Raw genomic sequence first — 16632 nt, forward strand, 5'->3', positions numbered from 1 at the left:
TCCCTATGTCCGTTTGCGCCCCGAACGCTGTCCTTGCGGTCAGCGGCATCGGCAAGACCTACGCTCAACCGGTCCTGGCCGGCATCGACCTGACGCTCATGCGCGGCGAAGTGCTGGCGCTGACCGGTGAAAACGGCGCGGGCAAAAGTACCCTGTCGAAGATCATCGGCGGGCTGGTCACGCCGACTACCGGCCAGATGCAGTTTCAAGGGCTGGACTACCGCCCGGGCAGCAGGGCTCAGGCCGAGAGCCTGGGCATCCGCATGGTCATGCAGGAACTCAATCTGCTGCCCACTTTGTCGGTGGCGGAAAACCTGTTTCTCGACAATTTGCCCAACAAGGGCGGATGGATCAGCCGCAAGCAATTGCGCCAGGCGGCAATAGCAGCCATGGCCCAGGTCGGGCTCGGCGCGATCGACCCGGACACCCTGGTCGGTGAGCTGGGCATCGGCCATCAGCAGATGGTGGAGATCGCCCGCAACCTGATCGGTGATTGCCATGTGCTGATCCTCGACGAGCCCACCGCGATGTTGACGGCGCGGGAAGTGGAGATGCTGTTCGAGCAGATCACCCGTCTGCAGGCGCGCGGCGTCTCGATCATCTATATCTCCCATCGTCTGGAAGAGCTGGCGCGGGTCGCGCAGCGCATTGCGGTACTGCGCGACGGCCAGTTGGTCTGCGTCGAGCCGATGGCTAACTACAACAGTGAGCAACTGGTCACCTTGATGGTCGGGCGCGAGCTGGGTGAACACATCGATATGGGCCCGCGCAAGATCGGCGCGCCGGCGTTGACGGTCAAGGGCCTTAGCCGCTCGGACAAGGTTCGTGATGTGTCCTTCGAAGTCCGCGCTGGTGAGATCTTCGGCATTTCGGGCCTCATCGGGGCAGGGCGCACCGAGTTGCTGCGGCTGATCTTCGGTGCCGATCTCCCGGACAGCGGCAGCGTTGCCCTGGGATCGCCCGCGCAGGTGGTCAGCATCCGCTCCCCGGTGGACGCGGTTGGTCACGGCATCGCGCTGATTACCGAGGATCGCAAGGGCGAAGGCCTGCTGCTGACGCAATCGATCGGTGCCAACATCGCATTGGGCAACATGCCGGGGATTTCCAGCGCCGGCTTCGTCAATCACGCAGACGAGAGCGCGCTGGCGCAGCGTCAGATCGACGCCATGCGTATCCGCAGTTCCGGCCCGGGGCAGTCGGTGTCCGAGCTGTCCGGTGGCAATCAGCAGAAGGTCGTGATCGGTCGCTGGCTGGAGCGCGATTGCTCGGTGCTGCTGTTCGACGAGCCGACCCGTGGCATCGATGTCGGCGCCAAGTTCGACATCTACAACCTGCTCGGCGAGCTGACCCGTCAGGGCAAGGCGCTGGTGGTGGTCTCCAGTGACTTGCGGGAGCTGATGTTGATTTGCGACCGCATTGGTGTCCTGTCGGCGGGGCGTCTGATCGAAACCTTCGAGCGTGACAGCTGGACCCAGGATGATTTGCTTGCCGCCGCTTTCGCCGGCTACCAAAAACGTGACGCGCTGCTCAATGAAGCCGCGCCTAGGGATCTTCCATGAAAACCGCCTCTTCCGTCGGCAAGCGCAATGGCAATTTTTACGGGCTCGGCACCTACCTTGGGCTGGCCGGGGCCTTGCTGGCGATGGTCGTACTGTTCTCAATGCTGAGCAGCCATTTTCTGTCTTACGATACGTTCAGCACCTTGGCCAACCAGATTCCTGACCTGATGGTGCTGGCGGTCGGCATGACGTTTGTATTGATCATCGGCGGTATCGATCTGTCGGTGGGCTCGGTGCTGGCGCTGGCGGCGTCGGCGGTCAGCGTGGCGATTCTCGGCTGGGGCTGGAGCGTTCTGCCCGCCGCATTACTCGGCATGGCCATTGCGGCGCTCGCTGGCACAATCACCGGCTCGATTACCGTGGCCTGGCGGATTCCTTCGTTCATCGTGTCCCTGGGCGTGCTGGAGATGGCCCGGGGCGTGGCGTACCAGATGACCGGTTCACGCACGGCCTACATCGGCGATGCCTTCGCCTGGCTGTCCAACCCGATTGCCTTCGGCATCTCGCCGTCGTTCATCATCGCCTTGCTGATCATCTTCGTCGCCCAGGCCGTGTTGACCCGTACTGTGTTCGGTCGTTACCTGATTGGCATCGGCACCAACGAAGAGGCGGTGCGCCTGGCGGGAATCAATCCGAAGCCGTACAAGATTCTGGTGTTCAGTCTGATGGGGCTGTTGGCCGGCATCGCTGCGTTGTTCCAGATTTCGCGGCTGGAGGCGGCGGACCCGAATGCCGGCTCCGGCCTGGAGCTGCAGGTGATCGCCGCCGTGGTGATCGGCGGGACCAGCCTGATGGGTGGTCGCGGTTCGGTCATCAGCACATTCTTTGGTGTCCTGATCATTTCCGTGCTGGCTGCGGGGCTGGCGCAGATCGGCGCGACCGAACCGACCAAGCGCATCATTACCGGCGCGGTTATCGTGGTGGCGGTGGTGCTGGATACTTATCGCAGTCAGCGCGCAAGCCGGCGGACCTGAGTCATGGCAACGATCAAGGATGTAGCAGCGCTCGCCGGAATTTCCTACACCACGGTTTCTCACGTGGTGAACAAGACCCGGCCGGTCAGCGAAGAAGTTCGCATCAAGGTCGAGGCGGCGATCCAGACCCTCGACTATGTACCCAGTGCCGTGGCGCGATCCCTGAAGGCCAAGACCACCGCAACCATCGGACTTTTGGTGCCTAACAGCCTCAATCCGTACTTTGCCGAGCTGGCCCGGGGAATCGAGGATTACTGCGAGCGCAACGGCTACTGCGTGATCCTGTGCAACTCCGACGACAACCCGGACAAGCAGCGCAGTTACCTGCGGGTGTTGCTGGAAAAACGCATCGACGGGCTGATCGTCGCCTCGGCCGGTGGCGATAGCGGTCTGGCCCAGGGCCTGGCAAGCGTGCGCACGCCAATGGTGATCGTTGACCGTGGTCTGGAAGGCGTCGATGTGGATCTGGTGCGTATCGATCATGAATACGGCGCCTATCTTGCGACCCGGCACCTGCTGGAGTTGGGGCATCGGGATGTCGCCACGATCATCGGGCCGCAAACCACCAGTGTCGCGCAGATGCGTCTGGCCGGTTACTGCCGTGCGCTGGAGGAGGCTGGCATTGAAGTGGTGCCCGAGCGCATTGTGCAAAGCGATTTCACCAGTACCGGCGGTTACGCCGCCGCCACCGTTCTGCTGCAGCACAATCGCCCCACGGCGATTTTCGCCGCCAACGACTTGATGGGCATCGGCGTGCTGCGGGCTGCCGCCGAGCTCAATATTCGGGTGCCTGGCGAGCTGTCGGTGATCGGCTTCGACGATATCCAGATGAGCCGTTATGTCTATCCTTCGTTGACCACCGTGGGGCAGTCGATCCTGCAACTCGGAGAGATGGCGGCCGAAGTGCTGTTGCGACGGATCGCTACGCCGCAGCGCAGCACCGAACAACGCATCGTCACGCCCAGTATTGTCATACGTGAATCAACTGCGCCGCTGGCCGGCGTATTTGCCCAGTTTCGCTGAATCAGAAATAACGCTGAAACAGAATCGATGAGTAGCAATGTATGCCAGCAAAAGTAGTGGTAGTAGGCAGTCTGAACATGGACCTGGTGACCCGGGCATCACGTCTGCCCAAGGGTGGTGAGACGTTGATCGGCGAGTCGTTTTCCGTCGTTTCCGGCGGCAAGGGTGCTAACCAGGCCGTGGCCGCCGCGCGCCTGGGTGCGCAGGTTTCGATGATTGGTTGCGTGGGGCGTGACGCCTATGGCGACGCATTGCGCGCAGCGCTGCTGGCCGAGCGGATCGACTGCCAGGCGGTCAGCACCGTTGACGGTTCCAGTGGCGTGGCGCTGATTGTGGTGGACGACAACAGCCAGAACTCGATCGTGATTGTCCCCGGTGCCAACGGTGCGCTGACGGCAGATCAACTCAAGCGTTTCGATCCGGTGCTGCAGGCGGCGGATCTGCTCATTTGTCAGCTCGAGGTGCCGGATGCCACCGTGGGTCATGCGCTCAAGCGCGGCCGCGAACTGGGCAAGATTGTCATCCTCAATCCGGCACCGGCCAGCCGTGCGCTGCCAGCGCATTGGTATGGGTCGATCGATTACCTGATTCCCAACGAAAGCGAGGCGGCGGCCCTGAGTGGCGTTGCGGTGGATTCGCTGGACACTGCGCAAGCCGCGGCGACAAAGCTGATCGCCATGGGCGCCGGCAAGGTGATCATTACCCTCGGCGCCCAAGGGTCGTTATTCGCCGACGGCAACAGCTTCCAGCACTTCCCGGCGCCGAGCGTGCAGGCGGTCGACACCACTGCGGCCGGCGATACCTTCGTCGGCGGTTTCGCGGCGGCCCTTGCTACCGGCAAAGGTGAAGCTGAAGCGATCCGTTTCGGCCAGGTGGCTGCGGCGCTATCGGTCACCCGGGCCGGCGCGCAGCCCTCGATTCCGGCTTTTTCCGACGTACAGGCATTTCAAGCACCATGAAAAAGACACCTCTGCTCAACATCGCGTTATCACGGCTGATCGCCTCATTGGGCCATGGCGACAAAGTGGTGATCGGCGATGCAGGATTGCCGGTTCCGCCGGGCGTCGAATTGATCGACCTGGCGCTGACCCATGGCATTCCGGATTTCGTCAGCACCTTGAGCGTCGTACTGAGCGAAATGCAGGTTGAAAGCCATGTTCTGGCTCACGAGATCCTCGAAAAAAAACCGTCGGCACTGGCTGTGCTGGATGAACTGGACGCCGCAGGTTCACTGGGGCGGCGCGAACTGCTCAGCCATGAAGAGTTCAAGGTTCTGAGCCGGCAGGCGAGGGCGATCGTGCGCACTGGTGAATGTCAGCCGTACTGCAACATCGTGTTGATCGCCGGGGTAACGTTCTGAGTCTTGCCGCTCGGTTGAAACACTGCACCATCCGCTATGGAGTCTGCTGCCTTTGTCCCTGAATACTGCAACCGGCGCCCGGGCGGCGGAAAAGATCGAGCTGATCATCGACACCGACCCGGGTGCCGACGACGTCGTGGCCTTGCTCTTCGCCCTGGCGTCACCCGATGAGCTGAACATTCGTGCGCTGACCACCGTTGCCGGCAACGTTCGCCTGGACAAGACCTCACGCAATGCCCGGCTGGCACGGGAGTGGGCGGGGCGAGAGGATGTGCCTGTCTACGCCGGGGCGCCGAAGCCGCTGATGCGCACGCCGATCTACGCCGAAGACGTTCATGGCACGGAGGGCTTGTCGGGGATCACCGTGCATGAGCCCCGGCCAGGTCTGGCCGACGGGAGTGCCGTGACTTATCTGATTGACACCTTGATGACGGCCGAGCCCCACAGCATTACCGTGGCAATGCTTGGCCCGCAGACCAACCTGGCCCTGGCGCTGATCCAGCAGCCGAAAATCGTGCAGGGCATCAAGCAAGTGGTGGTCATGGGTGGCGCGCATTTCAACGGTGGCAACATCACACCGGTGGCCGAATTCAACCTGTTCGCCGACCCGCATGCGGCTGAAGTCGTACTCAAGAGCGGGGTGAGGCTGACCTACCTGCCGCTGGACGTGACTCACAAGATCCTCACCAGTGAGTCGCGGCTGAGGCAGATTGCGGCACTGGACAACACGGCCAGCAAGCTGGTTTGCGCCATTCTCAATGAATACATCAAAGGTGATATGGAGCACTACGGCATCGCGGGCGGTCCGGTGCATGACGCCACGGTCATCGCCTATCTGCTTAAGCCCGGGCTGTTCAGCGGTCGTACGGTGAACGTGGTGGTCGACAGTCGCGAAGGCCCGACCTTCGGCCAGACCATTGTCGATTGGTACGACACGCTCAAGGCGCCAAAAAACGCCTTTTGGGTTGAAAGCGGCGATGCCCAGGGCTTTTTCGATCTGCTGACCGAACGACTGGCTCGCCTCAAATAGCCTCTTCCCTGTGCAGGTGCAGGTGCAGGTGCAGGTGCAGGTGCCGGCGGGCGGGATTACTCCCGGCCGCTATCTGTCGCGGCTCTCTGGTCGGCCAGGTGCTTCTCGAAAACCTGCTCGATGAATGACTGAGCGGCTTCGGCCCCGATGTCCCGGACCAGCAGGTCAATACCGATAATGGCCAGCTCTTCGGTGCTGCCTGGGCTGTATGAGCTGTGGCCGTCTGGCCACTTGGCCTTGATGTCGGCGTCGATGCTTACGGTGGTCATGGTGGCACTCGTTAAGTAGGGTAGGGTCCGAGCGTCGAGTTAAGCATTTTGTACGGCGTTTTACACCCCGACTTAGGCATCAAGGGCGGGCTATGCGACACTTGGTCATTGATATTCTTCAAGGGCTACGCTGTGCAAATCGATTTGAATTCCCCTGACGGTTTGACGCTTGAGTCCGTGCGTCAGTTGCTGGCCGCCGCCAGTGACGATGAACACACCCAGTTGCGGGTCACCCGGCAAGGCATTGCCTATATTTCTTCGGGGATCGTCGGCGGTACCGAGATCGACGGGTTGTTGTTTCGCCTCGAAACCTGGGCCAAGGGTTCCGGCTACGTCGGACGTGTCGCCGCCAGCGATGAGGTGTGGGTCATGCAGATCTTCAATGCGTTGAAAGAGAACTGGCCGAATCCGCCGTACGACTATATCGACGTCTATTGAGTCCTGTTCACATTCAGTCACGTTTGCAGAGTGAAGGCTGGGCGGTGCTCGGGCAGAATTGCCGTTCGTGCGGGGCGGGGGCGAAGCGAAGTGCCGTCCCGTGAAACCAGGCGGCAGTCGGGTTGTCGCACGAATTCAGCTTAATTTTTTGAAATAGGAGGCTTCATGCCTTGGAAGCTCGCGTCATTGGGTACTGTGCTGGCCGCTGCCATGTTGGCCGGTTGCAGCACTACCGCCACGGAGCCGGCAACGGATGCTGTTGCGACTTCAGATACCGGCCATAGTCGCTGCGAGGCAAAGGCTGCCGATTTCGCCATTGGCAAACAGGCTTCCCCGCAATTGCTGGAGCAGGCGCGTACCCGCGCCGGCGCGCAGAATGCCCGCTTCCTCCTGCCAACCGATATGGTGACGCTGGAGTATCGCTCTGACCGCCTGAACCTGAACACCGATGCCAGTCACGTAGTCATCCGCGTCAACTGCGGCTGATTTTGTTTGTGCCATAAAAAACCCCGTCACATGGACGGGGTTTTTTTAGTGCGCCTGGAAATTACTCTGGGCGAACTTGAGCAGCTTGCATACCCTTTTGGCCTTTCTCAGCCACGAAGGAAACGGTCTGGCCTTCTTTCAGGCTTTTGAAACCGTCGCTTTCGATAGCTTTGAAGTGTACGAACAGGTCGTCACCGCCACCTTGAGGAGTGATGAAGCCGAAGCCTTTTTCATCGTTGAACCATTTAACGGTGCCGGTTTGGCGATTAGACATGGTGTATCTCCAAGAAACATATATTTTCAGTAGTACTGTGCTGCTCAGGCCAACTGGGCACACCCGAGTATCATAGTCGAAATGTTCGCTTTGGGAGCCCCCCGCAGGCGCTGTTTGCGAACCAGTCGTGTCTTGCCGATTCCCTGAGTCGGCTGAAAGCCCCGGTTTATAAGGCTTCTAGCCGAAAATAAAGGTGATAAAAAAAGCTGTAAAACCTTAATAAATTGTACGAAAGGGGCCGTTTCAGCGGCTTTTTACCGGTAATTCATGGCTCGAAACGCCGAAACCGGATCATTTTTGCTCTTTACTGGTGGCTTTGCAGGCTGCAATTTTGCCCAGGGCCTTCTGCTTCAATTCAGCGCTGGCGGTGTTGTTCATCAAGGCCTGGATATCAGCGGCAGGGTATGACTTGATGGCGTCGGCGCCGCAAGCACAGTGGGATTTGGCTGCTGGCGTACCAATCTTCTCTGCAGCTGCAGGAACGCACTGCGCCATGTATTTCTCCCGCTCGCCCTTTGGCCATTCTGCATGGGCGGCCAGGGGCAGCAGTAGAACGACAGGGGCGACGAAGGCGAACAAACGATTCAGACGCATGCTGAGATGCTCCTTTTGGGTCAATGACTTGTTATCTGAGGGCTGATGCGGGGTTCAAGTTCAGCACTCTGGCATAAATTTGCCCGATTTGCCCTCGTAGCAAAGCTGCGTGCATCGACGACCGTTCATCTGTGCTAGCATGCTCGGCTCGGGTATTTGCAGGCCCCGGATGACCTTCAGTCCCGGTGGCGGCACATGTTCGAATAACCCTGATTTGAATCCCAGTCACTCTGGTTCGGTTTTCCGGTTGGCCGCAAGGCTCCTGCCGCTGTAAGGCAGGCGTTCGTCATTGAATGGCCTGGACCGGATCTTGTACTGGCTCATCCCAACCCACGTGACCTTTGGTAGGGGTCACCACTAGGAGAGGAGGCGCCATGCCAACTATTACTCTTCCCGACGGCAGTCAACGTACATTCGATCACCCGGTTTCCGTAGCCGAGGTCGCCGCATCCATTGGTGCTGGCCTGGCCAAGGCCACCGTGGCCGGCAAGGTCAATGGCAAGCTGGTCGACGCCTGCGACGTCATCGACAGCGACGCGTCGCTGCAAATCATCACGCCAAAGGATGAAGAGGGGCTGGAGATCATTCGCCACTCTTGCGCCCACCTGGTTGGCCATGCGGTCAAGCAGCTGTACCCGACGGCCAAAATGGTCATCGGTCCGGTCATCGACGAAGGCTTCTATTACGACATCGCCTTCGAACGTCCTTTCACCCCGGACGACCTGGCCGCCATCGAGCAGCGCATGCAGCAGCTGATCGAGAAAGATTACGACGTCATCAAGAAAGTCACTGCGCGCGCCGAAGTGATCGAAGTGTTCAAGGCCCGTGGCGAAGACTACAAGCTGCGCCTGGTCGAGGACATGCCGAACGAGCAGGCCATGGGTCTGTACTATCACGAAGAATACGTCGACATGTGCCGCGGTCCGCACGTGCCGAACACGCGCTTCCTGAAATCCTTCAAGCTGACCAAGCTGTCCGGCGCCTACTGGCGTGGCGATGCCAAGAACGAGCAGTTGCAGCGCGTCTACGGCACCGCATGGGCCGACAAGAAGCAGCTGGCCGCTTATATCCAGCGCATCGAAGAAGCTGAAAAGCGCGATCACCGCAAGATCGGCAAGCGCCTGGGCCTGTTCCACACCCAGGAAGAATCGCCGGGCATGGTGTTCTGGCACCCGAACGGCTGGACGCTGTACCAGGTGCTCGAGCAGTACATGCGCAAGGTTCAGCGCGACAACGGCTACCTCGAGATCAAGACCCCTCAGGTCGTTGACCGCAGCCTGTGGGAGAAATCCGGGCACTGGGCCAACTACGCCGACAACATGTTCACCACCCAGTCGGAAAACCGCGACTACGCCATCAAGCCGATGAACTGCCCTTGCCACGTGCAGGTGTTCAACCAGGGCCTGAAAAGCTACCGCGAGTTGCCGATGCGCCTGGCCGAGTTCGGTGCCTGCCACCGTAACGAGCCATCGGGTGCGCTGCACGGCATCATGCGTGTACGCGCATTCACTCAGGACGACGCCCACATCTTCTGTACTGAAGAGCAGATGCAGGCCGAATCCGCTGCATTCATCAAGCTGACCATGGACGTTTACGCCGACTTCGGCTTCAAAGACGTCGAGATGAAGCTGTCCACTCGTCCGGAAAAACGCGTCGGTTCCGACGAGTTGTGGGATCGCGCTGAAGCTGCATTGGCTGCAGCCCTTGATAGCGCGGGCCTGCCGTACGATCTGCAGCCGGGTGAGGGCGCCTTCTACGGTCCGAAGATCGAATTCTCGCTGAAAGATTGTCTCGGTCGCGTGTGGCAGTGTGGTACCCTGCAGCTCGATTTTAACCTGCCAGTGCGTCTGGGAGCCGAATTCGTCTCCGAAGACAACAGTCGCAAGCACCCGGTGATGTTGCACCGGGCGATCCTGGGGTCCTTCGAGCGTTTCGTCGGAATCCTGATCGAGCATTACGAGGGTGCATTCCCGGCGTGGCTTGCTCCGACCCAGGCAGTAGTGATGAATATCACCGACAAACAAGCAGATTTCGCCGCCGAAGTGGAAAAAACCCTCAACGAAAGCGGTTTTCGTGCCAAGTCTGACTTGAGAAATGAAAAAATCGGCTTTAAAATCCGCGAGCATACTTTGCTCAAGGTTCCTTATCTCTTGGTTATCGGAGATCGGGAAGTCGAGATGCAGACTGTCGCTGTGCGTACTCGTGAAGGTGCTGACCTGGGCTCGATGCCCGTCGCCCAGTTCGCTGAGTTCCTCGCGCAAGCGGTTTCCCGGCGTGGTCGCCCAGATTCGGAGTAATTATTATTAAGCGTGAAATGAGACAAGATAAACGAGCTGCACCGAAGGCCCCGATCAACGAGAATATCTCGGCACGCGAGGTTCGGTTAATTGGGGCTGAAGGTGAACAGCTTGGGATTGTGTCAATTGAAGACGCGCTTCTTAAGGCTGAAGAGGCCAAACTGGATCTGGTGGAAATTTCCGCCGATGCAGTACCCCCTGTTTGCAAACTGATGGACTACGGCAAATCGATCTTCGAAAAGAAGAAGCAGGTTGCCGCGGCCAAGAAAAACCAGAAGCAGATTCAGGTTAAAGAAATCAAGTTTCGTCCAGGGACGGAGGAAGGGGATTACCAGGTAAAACTGCGCAACCTGGTACGTTTCCTGAGTGATGGGGACAGGGCCAAGGTATCCTTGCGATTCCGCGGCCGTGAGATGGCCCACCAGGAGCTGGGGATGGAACTCCTCAAGCGGGTTGAAGCTGACCTGCTCGAGTACGGTTCGGTCGAACAGCATCCGAAGATGGAAGGACGCCAACTGATCATGGTCATCGCCCCGAAAAAGAAGAAGTAATCAACAGGGCACGGCAGGCCTTCTGATTATGTTTATCAACTGAATGCGGAGTATCCGAACATGCCAAAAATGAAGACCAAAAGTGGTGCTGCTAAGCGGTTTCTGAAAACTGCTAACGGTATCAAGCACAAGCACGCTTTCAAGAGCCACATCCTGACCAAAATGTCGACCAAGCGTAAGCGTCAACTGCGCGGTAGCAGCTTGCTGCATCCGTCTGACGTGGCAAAAGTCGAGCGCATGCTGCGCCTTCGTTAATTTTAGTCAAGAATAGAGGAAGTAACTCATGGCTCGTGTTAAGCGTGGCGTCATTGCCCGTAAGCGTCACAAAAAAATTCTGAAACTTGCTAAAGGCTACTACGGTGCACGTTCGCGCGTATTCCGTGTTGCCAAGCAAGCGGTAATCAAGGCAGGCCAATACGCCTACCGTGACCGTCGTCAGAAAAAACGTCAGTTCCGCGCTCTGTGGATCGCTCGTATCAACGCTGGTGCTCGTATCAACGGTCTGTCCTACAGCCGTTTCATCGCCGGCCTGAAAAAAGCGTCCATCGAGATCGACCGTAAGGTTCTGGCTGATCTGGCAGTGAACGAAAAAGCGGCGTTTGCTGCGATTGTCGAGAAAGCTAAAGCCACCTTGGCTTAAGTACCCCCGACAGTCACCCGGCCTCACCTCTGTGGGGCCAGGTGTTAAACGTCATAAATAGGGGAAGAGCCTTCAAGCTCTTCCCCTATTTTGTATCTGGAGTCTGTACATGGAAAACCTGGACGCGCTCGTTTCGCAAGCACTCGAGGCTGTGCAAAGCGCTGAAGATATCAATGCCCTGGAGCAAATCCGGGTTCACTACCTTGGCAAAAAGGGTGAATTGACTCAGGTGATGAAGACCCTGGGGAATTTGCCGGCAGAAGAGCGCCCGCAGGTCGGCGCGCTGATCAACGTTGCCAAGGAGCGTGTCACAGAGGTTCTCAATGCGCGCAAGGCACTGTTTGAAGAGGCCGACCTGGCCGCCAAACTGTCCGCCGAGTCCATTGACGTGACCCTGCCTGGCCGTGGCCAGACCTCCGGTGGTCTGCATCCGGTCACTCGCACTCTGGAACGTATCGAGCAGTTCTTCACCCACATCGGCTACGGCATCGCCGAAGGCCCTGAGGTCGAAGACGACTATCACAACTTCGAGGCGCTCAACATCCCAGGCCATCACCCGGCCCGGTCGATGCATGACACCTTCTATTTCAACGCCAACATGTTGCTGCGCACCCATACCTCGCCGGTACAGGTCCGCACCATGGAGTCGAAACAGCCGCCGATCCGCATCGTCTGCCCAGGCCGTGTGTACCGTAGCGACTCGGATATCACCCACTCCCCGATGTTCCACCAGGTCGAAGGCCTGCTGGTCGACCGCGATATCAACTTCGCTGACCTCAAGGGCACCATCGAAGAGTTCCTGCGCGTGTTCTTCGAAAAAGAACTGGCAGTGCGTTTCCGTCCTTCGTACTTCCCGTTCACCGAGCCGTCCGCTGAAGTCGACATGGAATGCGTGATGTGCAGCGGTAAAGGCTGCCGCGTCTGCAAGCAGACTGGCTGGCTGGAAGTCATGGGCTGCGGCATGGTTCACCCGAACGTGCTGCGCATGTCCGGGATCGACCCGGAAGAGTTCTCGGGCTTTGCCTTCGGCATGGGCGTTGAGCGTCTGGCCATGCTGCGTTACGGCGTGAACGACTTGCGTCTGTTCTTCGACAACGACTTGCGGTTCCTCGCGCAATTTCGCTAGTCGTAACGAATTCTTAGGAGAGCAGGATGAAATTCAGTGAACAATGGCTGCGCGGCTGGGTCAGCCCGCAGGTAAGTCGTGACGAGCTGGTTGCTCGTCTGTCGATGGCCGGTCTTGAGGTTGACAGCGTTACGCTGGCCGCCGGCGAATTCACCGGTGTGGTGGTGGGCGAGGTGCTGAGCACCGAGCAGCACCCGGACGCCGACAAGTTGCGTGTTTGCCAGGTCAGCAATGGTTCGGAGACCTTTCAGGTGGTTTGCGGTGCGCCCAACGTGCGCCCGGGCCTGAAGATCCCGTTCGCCATGATTGGTGCTGAACTGCCAGGCGACTTCAAGATCAAGAAAGCCAAGCTGCGTGGCGTAGAGTCCAACGGCATGCTGTGCTCGCAAGCCGAGCTGCAAGTGGGCGAGGGCAACGATGGCCTGATGGAATTGCCGGCCGATGCGCCGGTCGGTCAGGACATTCGTGAATACCTGAGCCTGGACGATGCCAGCATCGAAGTCGACCTGACGCCGAACCGTGGTGACTGCCTGTCCCTGGCCGGCCTGGCCCGTGAAGTTGGCGCGCTGTACGACGCCAAAGTCACCCGTCCAGTGGTTGCTGTCGTGCCGGCCGTGCACGATGAAGTGCGTTCGGTCGAAGTGCTGGCGCCTGCCGCTTGCCCGCGTTACCTGGGTCGTGTGATCCGTAACGTCGACCTGTCCAGGCCAACACCGCTGTGGATGGTCGAGCGTCTGCGTCGTGCCGACGTGCGCAGCATCGATGCTGCCGTCGACATCACCAACTACGTGATGCTGGAACTGGGTCAACCGCTGCACGCGTTCGACCTCGCCGAAATCAATGGCGGCATTCGTGTGCGCATGGCCGAAGAAGGCGAGAAGCTGGTACTGCTCGACGGTCAGGAAGTCAGCCTGCGTAGCGATACGCTGGTGATCGCCGACCACACCCGCGCCTTGGCAATCGCCGGCGTTATGGGTGGCGAACACAGCGGCGTCAACACCGCGACCACTCGCGATATCTTCCTGGAAAGCGCGTTCTTCGACCAGATCGCCGTCGCTGGCAAGGCCCGTTCCTACGGTCTGCACACCGATGCATCGCACCGCTACGAGCGTGGCGTGGACTGGCAGCTCGCCCGTGAAGCCATGGAGCGCGCCACTGGCCTGCTGCTGGAAATCACCGGTGGTGAAGCCGGCCCGATCATCGAAACCGTCAGCGAACAGCACCTGCCATCGATCGCCCCGGTGACCTTGCGCGCCCAGCGCATCACCCAGATGCTGGGCATGGAAATGGCGTCGGCCGAAGTCGAGCGTCTGCTCGGCGGTTTGGGCCTGACCATTACTGCTGATGGGGAAGGGCAGTGGCGCGTCGAAGTGCCAAGCCATCGCTTCGATATCAGCCTGGAAGTCGACCTGATCGAAGAACTGGCGCGTCTGTACGGCTACAACCGCCTGCCGGTCCGTTACCCGCAAGCGCGCCTGGCACCGCAAGCCAAGGCCGAAGCCCGTAGCGAACTGCCTGAGCTGCGTCGTCTTTTGGTAGCTCGCGGCTATCAGGAAGCGATCACCTACAGCTTCATCGATCCGAAACAGTTCGAACTGTTTAATCCGGGTGTTGAACCATTGCTGCTGGCCAATCCGATTTCCAACGACATGGCAGCCATGCGCTCGTCCTTGTGGCCTGGCCTGGTCAAGGCGCTTCAGCACAACCTGAACCGCCAACAGGATCGCGTCCGTCTGTTCGAAAGCGGCCTGCGTTTCGTCGGTCAGCTCGAAGGCTTGAAGCAGGAGCCGATGCTCGCTGGTGTCGTTTGCGGTAGCCGTCTGCCGGAAGGCTGGGCGCAAGGTCGCGATACCGTCGACTTCTTCGACGTCAAGGCTGACGTGGAAGCAGTACTGGGCTTCGCCGGTGCACTGGACTCGTTCACTTTCGTACCGGGCAAACACCCGGCGCTGCACCCGGGTCAAACCGCGCGCATCGAACGTGAAGGTCGTCTGGTCGGCTTCGTGGGTGCAATCCACCCTGAATTGTCGAAAACCCTCGGCCTCGACCGTCCGGTTTTCGTATTCGAGTTGGTTCTGGCCGAAGTGGCGTCGGGCAAAATGCCTAAATTCCACGAGTTATCACGTTTTCCTGAAGTGCGTCGTGACCTTGCACTGATCGCGGACAAAGCTGTCGCGGCCACGGCCGTGCTGGACGTAATCCGTGAAAATGCAGGCGAATGGCTGACAGACCTCAGGCTATTTGACGTGTATCAGGGTAAAGGCATTGATCCTGATAGAAAAAGCCTCGCAGTCGGCTTGACCTGGCAGCATCCATCGCGCACTCTTAATGACGATGAGGTGAATACCGCAACGCAAAACATCCTCACCTCGCTCGAACAAAGGTTGAACGCCACGTTAAGGAAGTGACGTATGGGGGCTCTGACGAAAGCTGAAATGGCGGAACGTCTGTATGAAGAGCTGGGCCTGAACAAACGGGAGGCCAAGGAATTGGTCGAACTGTTTTTTGAAGAAATCAGGCACGCTCTTGAAGACAACGAACAAGTCAAATTGTCCGGTTTCGGCAATTTCGACCTTCGGGACAAACGCCAGCGGCCTGGCCGCAATCCGAAAACGGGTGAAGAAATCCCGATCACGGCTCGCCGTGTGGTCACCTTTCGTCCAGGGCAGAAGTTGAAGGCCCGAGTTGAGGCTTATGCTGGAACCAAGTCATAACGACGAGCTACCCGTCATCCCAGGCAAACGCTACTTCACCATCGGTGAAGTCAGCGAGCTGTGTGCGGTAAAACCGCACGTGCTGCGCTACTGGGAGCAGGAGTTTCCTCAACTCAACCCCGTCAAACGCCGCGGAAACCGCCGGTATTATCAGCGCCAGGATGTGCTGATGATCCGGCAGATTCGCGCGCTTCTTTACGATCAGGGGTTCACCATCGGCGGCGCGCGCCTGCGCTTGTCCGGTGATGAAGCCAAAGATGACACCACCCAGTACAAACAAATGATCCGGCAGATGATTGCTGAATTGGAAGACGTGCTGGTTGTCCTCAAGAAATAATTTTCTGCTTTTAAATACTTCCAGTTTTCAAAAGCTTGCGATATATTCTTGAGCGTTCCTCGAGGTTGAGGAACAGGTTACACGCCTAGTCGGGGCGTAGCGCAGTCCGGTAGCGCACTAGCATGGGGTGCTAGGGGTCGAGTGTTCGAATCACTCCGTCCCGACCATATTACTTTAGAAAATCCAAACACTTAGCGGTGCTTGGATTTTTTTTTGCGTTTGATTTTTGTCAGCGAGTTGGGGGCAGGTATTTTGGTTGCCAATTGGTTGCCAATTGAGATTTGCAATCTAAGAGTTATTTCTATTACGCAGTATAGACGGGCCTTCGTAGATCGCTTTCTTGCCCCAAGGCTGAAAGTCGAAAATCTGGATGTCCGGTGCCGAGTTACGTTCTGAGGGTTGGCCAAAAGTAGAGAGTCATCATTTCGCGAGGTCTCGAACTTTCCGAGGTGTAATTCGACCTCCTGCAAACTCCCCAGGATGCTTTGCGCAACGAACTGTCGCCTTCTGCTCGCCAAAAGGCAGCCATCAAGAAGTTCGTGCAGGAATATCAGGAGGTGTACTCGGCACTACGACCGGAGCGTACGTATGGCGAGGAGTTGCGGCGAAAAGTGCCGCTGATCCACGGTTTGCTCACGGATTGTCTGGCTGGCTTTAAAGTGAGTTTTTGAGTGACGAGCGGAGCGATGCAATCAACGCAGCGTGCAAACCAAGACAAAGGAATCGCCTAGCGGTGCTGACTTCGCTGGTCATTCCGGCATGCAACAGTATCAGTGCTTAGGATGGTGGCCTGTAAAGCGATGGTCGGTGCGACTACAATAAAGCAGTGCCTGAATGTGCTCGTGGTAACGACTGATAATGGGGCGACAAAGGTGGCACATCGTGATCTCGATAAAAAACCAGTTGGAATCCTGAGCACAACGATGCAGATTGAAACCAAGACATGGAGGCCAGTGGGAT

The 16632-nt window shown here is 58.5% G+C and carries 20 protein-coding genes and 1 tRNA gene; 18 read left to right on the top strand and 3 right to left on the bottom strand.

The annotated features are described in order from the left end of the window. Positions 1 to 5 precede the first annotated feature (5 nt). The 6 genes from AC07OG_RS20595 to AC07OG_RS20620 are packed head-to-tail and all read left to right on the top strand — an operon-like array spanning position 6 to position 5946. Positions 6 to 1559 (top strand): sugar ABC transporter ATP-binding protein, encoded by a 1554-nt coding sequence (locus AC07OG_RS20595; protein WP_495067935.1) that lies wholly within the window; start codon positions 6 to 8, stop codon positions 1557 to 1559. Then, on the top strand, positions 1556 to 2533 hold the full coding sequence (locus tag AC07OG_RS20600; RefSeq protein WP_060540022.1) for an ABC transporter permease: 978 nt from the start codon (positions 1556 to 1558) through the stop codon (positions 2531 to 2533). The genes AC07OG_RS20595 and AC07OG_RS20600 overlap by 4 nt, the downstream gene beginning before the upstream one ends. 3 nt (positions 2534 to 2536) lie before the next feature. Then, positions 2537 to 3556: a LacI family DNA-binding transcriptional regulator gene (locus AC07OG_RS20605; RefSeq protein WP_495067936.1), complete on the top strand. Its 1020-nt coding sequence runs from the start codon at positions 2537 to 2539 to the stop codon at positions 3554 to 3556. 41 nt (positions 3557 to 3597) lie between these two features. Continuing rightward, on the top strand, positions 3598 to 4515 hold the full coding sequence (rbsK, locus tag AC07OG_RS20610) for a ribokinase (RefSeq protein WP_495067937.1): 918 nt from the start codon (positions 3598 to 3600) through the stop codon (positions 4513 to 4515). Next, positions 4512 to 4916 (top strand): D-ribose pyranase, encoded by a 405-nt coding sequence (gene rbsD, locus AC07OG_RS20615; protein ID WP_218424337.1) that lies wholly within the window; start codon positions 4512 to 4514, stop codon positions 4914 to 4916. The genes rbsK and rbsD overlap by 4 nt, the downstream gene beginning before the upstream one ends. A gap of 22 nt (positions 4917 to 4938) precedes the next feature. After that, the gene (locus AC07OG_RS20620) at positions 4939 to 5946 is read left to right on the top strand and encodes a nucleoside hydrolase (RefSeq protein ID WP_495067993.1); all 1008 of its coding nucleotides are present in this window, start codon (positions 4939 to 4941) and stop codon (positions 5944 to 5946) included. Positions 5947 to 6002: 56 nt separating this feature from the next. Here AC07OG_RS20620 and AC07OG_RS20625 read toward each other — a convergent pair whose 3' ends face one another. Next, positions 6003 to 6215 (bottom strand): hypothetical protein, encoded by a 213-nt coding sequence (locus tag AC07OG_RS20625; RefSeq protein ID WP_060540017.1) that lies wholly within the window; start codon positions 6213 to 6215, stop codon positions 6003 to 6005. 132 nt (positions 6216 to 6347) lie between these two features. Here AC07OG_RS20625 and AC07OG_RS20630 point away from each other — a divergent pair, with 132 nt between their 5' ends. Both AC07OG_RS20630 and AC07OG_RS20635 read left to right on the top strand, forming a co-directional pair. Continuing rightward, positions 6348 to 6653, top strand: a complete 306-nt coding sequence (locus AC07OG_RS20630) for a hypothetical protein (RefSeq protein ID WP_060540169.1) — start codon at positions 6348 to 6350, stop codon at positions 6651 to 6653. Positions 6654 to 6818: 165 nt separating this feature from the next. Continuing rightward, positions 6819 to 7139 (top strand): I78 family peptidase inhibitor, encoded by a 321-nt coding sequence (locus AC07OG_RS20635; RefSeq protein WP_495067938.1) that lies wholly within the window; start codon positions 6819 to 6821, stop codon positions 7137 to 7139. Between the two features lie 61 nt (positions 7140 to 7200). Here AC07OG_RS20635 and AC07OG_RS20640 read toward each other — a convergent pair whose 3' ends face one another. Continuing rightward, a complete protein-coding gene (locus AC07OG_RS20640; protein WP_003179963.1) occupies positions 7201 to 7413 on the bottom strand; it encodes a cold-shock protein in 213 nt (70 codons plus the stop codon). A 291-nt stretch (positions 7414 to 7704) separates the two neighbouring features. Beyond that, a complete protein-coding gene (locus AC07OG_RS20645) occupies positions 7705 to 8007 on the bottom strand; it encodes a hypothetical protein (RefSeq protein WP_060540015.1) in 303 nt (100 codons plus the stop codon). 374 nt (positions 8008 to 8381) lie between these two features. Between AC07OG_RS20645 and thrS the strand changes: the two genes are divergently transcribed. The 10 genes from thrS to AC07OG_RS20695 all read left to right on the top strand — a co-directional run bounded on the left by thrS (position 8382) and on the right by AC07OG_RS20695 (position 16343). Beyond that, entirely contained in the window at positions 8382 to 10304 is a 1923-nt protein-coding gene (gene thrS / locus AC07OG_RS20650) for a threonine--tRNA ligase (protein WP_060540014.1), read from the top strand. After that, entirely contained in the window at positions 10304 to 10855 is a 552-nt protein-coding gene (gene infC, locus AC07OG_RS20655) for a translation initiation factor IF-3 (RefSeq protein ID WP_170947229.1), read from the top strand. Before thrS ends, infC begins: the two co-directional genes overlap by 1 nt. A 60-nt stretch (positions 10856 to 10915) precedes the next feature. Beyond that, positions 10916 to 11110: a 50S ribosomal protein L35 gene (gene rpmI / locus AC07OG_RS20660; RefSeq protein WP_002553160.1), complete on the top strand. Its 195-nt coding sequence runs from the start codon at positions 10916 to 10918 to the stop codon at positions 11108 to 11110. A 28-nt stretch (positions 11111 to 11138) separates the two neighbouring features. Then, on the top strand, positions 11139 to 11495 hold the full coding sequence (rplT, locus tag AC07OG_RS20665; RefSeq protein WP_007905879.1) for a 50S ribosomal protein L20: 357 nt from the start codon (positions 11139 to 11141) through the stop codon (positions 11493 to 11495). Between the two features lie 109 nt (positions 11496 to 11604). Beyond that, positions 11605 to 12621 carry a phenylalanine--tRNA ligase subunit alpha gene (pheS, locus tag AC07OG_RS20670; protein WP_007905876.1) on the top strand — a complete coding sequence of 339 codons (1017 nt, stop codon included), beginning with the start codon at positions 11605 to 11607 and terminating at the stop codon, positions 12619 to 12621. A 26-nt stretch (positions 12622 to 12647) separates the two neighbouring features. Beyond that, positions 12648 to 15029 (top strand): phenylalanine--tRNA ligase subunit beta, encoded by a 2382-nt coding sequence (pheT, locus tag AC07OG_RS20675; RefSeq protein WP_060540013.1) that lies wholly within the window; start codon positions 12648 to 12650, stop codon positions 15027 to 15029. 3 nt (positions 15030 to 15032) lie between these two features. Then, positions 15033 to 15335: an integration host factor subunit alpha gene (gene ihfA / locus AC07OG_RS20680; RefSeq protein ID WP_002553164.1), complete on the top strand. Its 303-nt coding sequence runs from the start codon at positions 15033 to 15035 to the stop codon at positions 15333 to 15335. Then, entirely contained in the window at positions 15316 to 15672 is a 357-nt protein-coding gene (locus tag AC07OG_RS20685; RefSeq protein ID WP_003179985.1) for a MerR family transcriptional regulator, read from the top strand. Before ihfA ends, AC07OG_RS20685 begins: the two co-directional genes overlap by 20 nt. Positions 15673 to 15762: 90 nt before the next feature. Next, a tRNA-Pro gene (locus AC07OG_RS20690) sits at positions 15763 to 15839 on the top strand. A 318-nt stretch (positions 15840 to 16157) separates the two neighbouring features. Then, entirely contained in the window at positions 16158 to 16343 is a 186-nt protein-coding gene (locus AC07OG_RS20695) for a hypothetical protein (protein WP_495067939.1), read from the top strand. Positions 16344 to 16632: the final 289 nt, after the last annotated feature.

Source organism: Pseudomonas sp. GW821-FHT09H03, assembly GCF_059415945.1.

Coding starts and splice junctions, on each gene's coding strand:
- rbsK (WP_495067937.1), top strand. CDS start 3,598: ATGCCAGCAAAAGTAGTGGTAGTAGGCAGTCTGAACATGGACCTGGTG.
- AC07OG_RS20635 (WP_495067938.1), top strand. CDS start 6,819: ATGCCTTGGAAGCTCGCGTCATTGGGTACTGTGCTGGCCGCTGCCATG.
- AC07OG_RS20640 (WP_003179963.1), bottom strand. CDS start 7,413: ATGTCTAATCGCCAAACCGGCACCGTTAAATGGTTCAACGATGAAAAA.
- AC07OG_RS20645 (WP_060540015.1), bottom strand. CDS start 8,007: ATGCGTCTGAATCGTTTGTTCGCCTTCGTCGCCCCTGTCGTTCTACTG.
- AC07OG_RS20625 (WP_060540017.1), bottom strand. CDS start 6,215: ATGACCACCGTAAGCATCGACGCCGACATCAAGGCCAAGTGGCCAGAC.
- pheS (WP_007905876.1), top strand. CDS start 11,605: ATGGAAAACCTGGACGCGCTCGTTTCGCAAGCACTCGAGGCTGTGCAA.
- AC07OG_RS20685 (WP_003179985.1), top strand. CDS start 15,316: ATGCTGGAACCAAGTCATAACGACGAGCTACCCGTCATCCCAGGCAAA.
- rplT (WP_007905879.1), top strand. CDS start 11,139: ATGGCTCGTGTTAAGCGTGGCGTCATTGCCCGTAAGCGTCACAAAAAA.
- rbsD (WP_218424337.1), top strand. CDS start 4,512: ATGAAAAAGACACCTCTGCTCAACATCGCGTTATCACGGCTGATCGCC.
- thrS (WP_060540014.1), top strand. CDS start 8,382: ATGCCAACTATTACTCTTCCCGACGGCAGTCAACGTACATTCGATCAC.
- pheT (WP_060540013.1), top strand. CDS start 12,648: ATGAAATTCAGTGAACAATGGCTGCGCGGCTGGGTCAGCCCGCAGGTA.
- AC07OG_RS20595 (WP_495067935.1), top strand. CDS start 6: ATGTCCGTTTGCGCCCCGAACGCTGTCCTTGCGGTCAGCGGCATCGGC.
- AC07OG_RS20600 (WP_060540022.1), top strand. CDS start 1,556: ATGAAAACCGCCTCTTCCGTCGGCAAGCGCAATGGCAATTTTTACGGG.
- rpmI (WP_002553160.1), top strand. CDS start 10,916: ATGCCAAAAATGAAGACCAAAAGTGGTGCTGCTAAGCGGTTTCTGAAA.
- AC07OG_RS20605 (WP_495067936.1), top strand. CDS start 2,537: ATGGCAACGATCAAGGATGTAGCAGCGCTCGCCGGAATTTCCTACACC.
- ihfA (WP_002553164.1), top strand. CDS start 15,033: ATGGGGGCTCTGACGAAAGCTGAAATGGCGGAACGTCTGTATGAAGAG.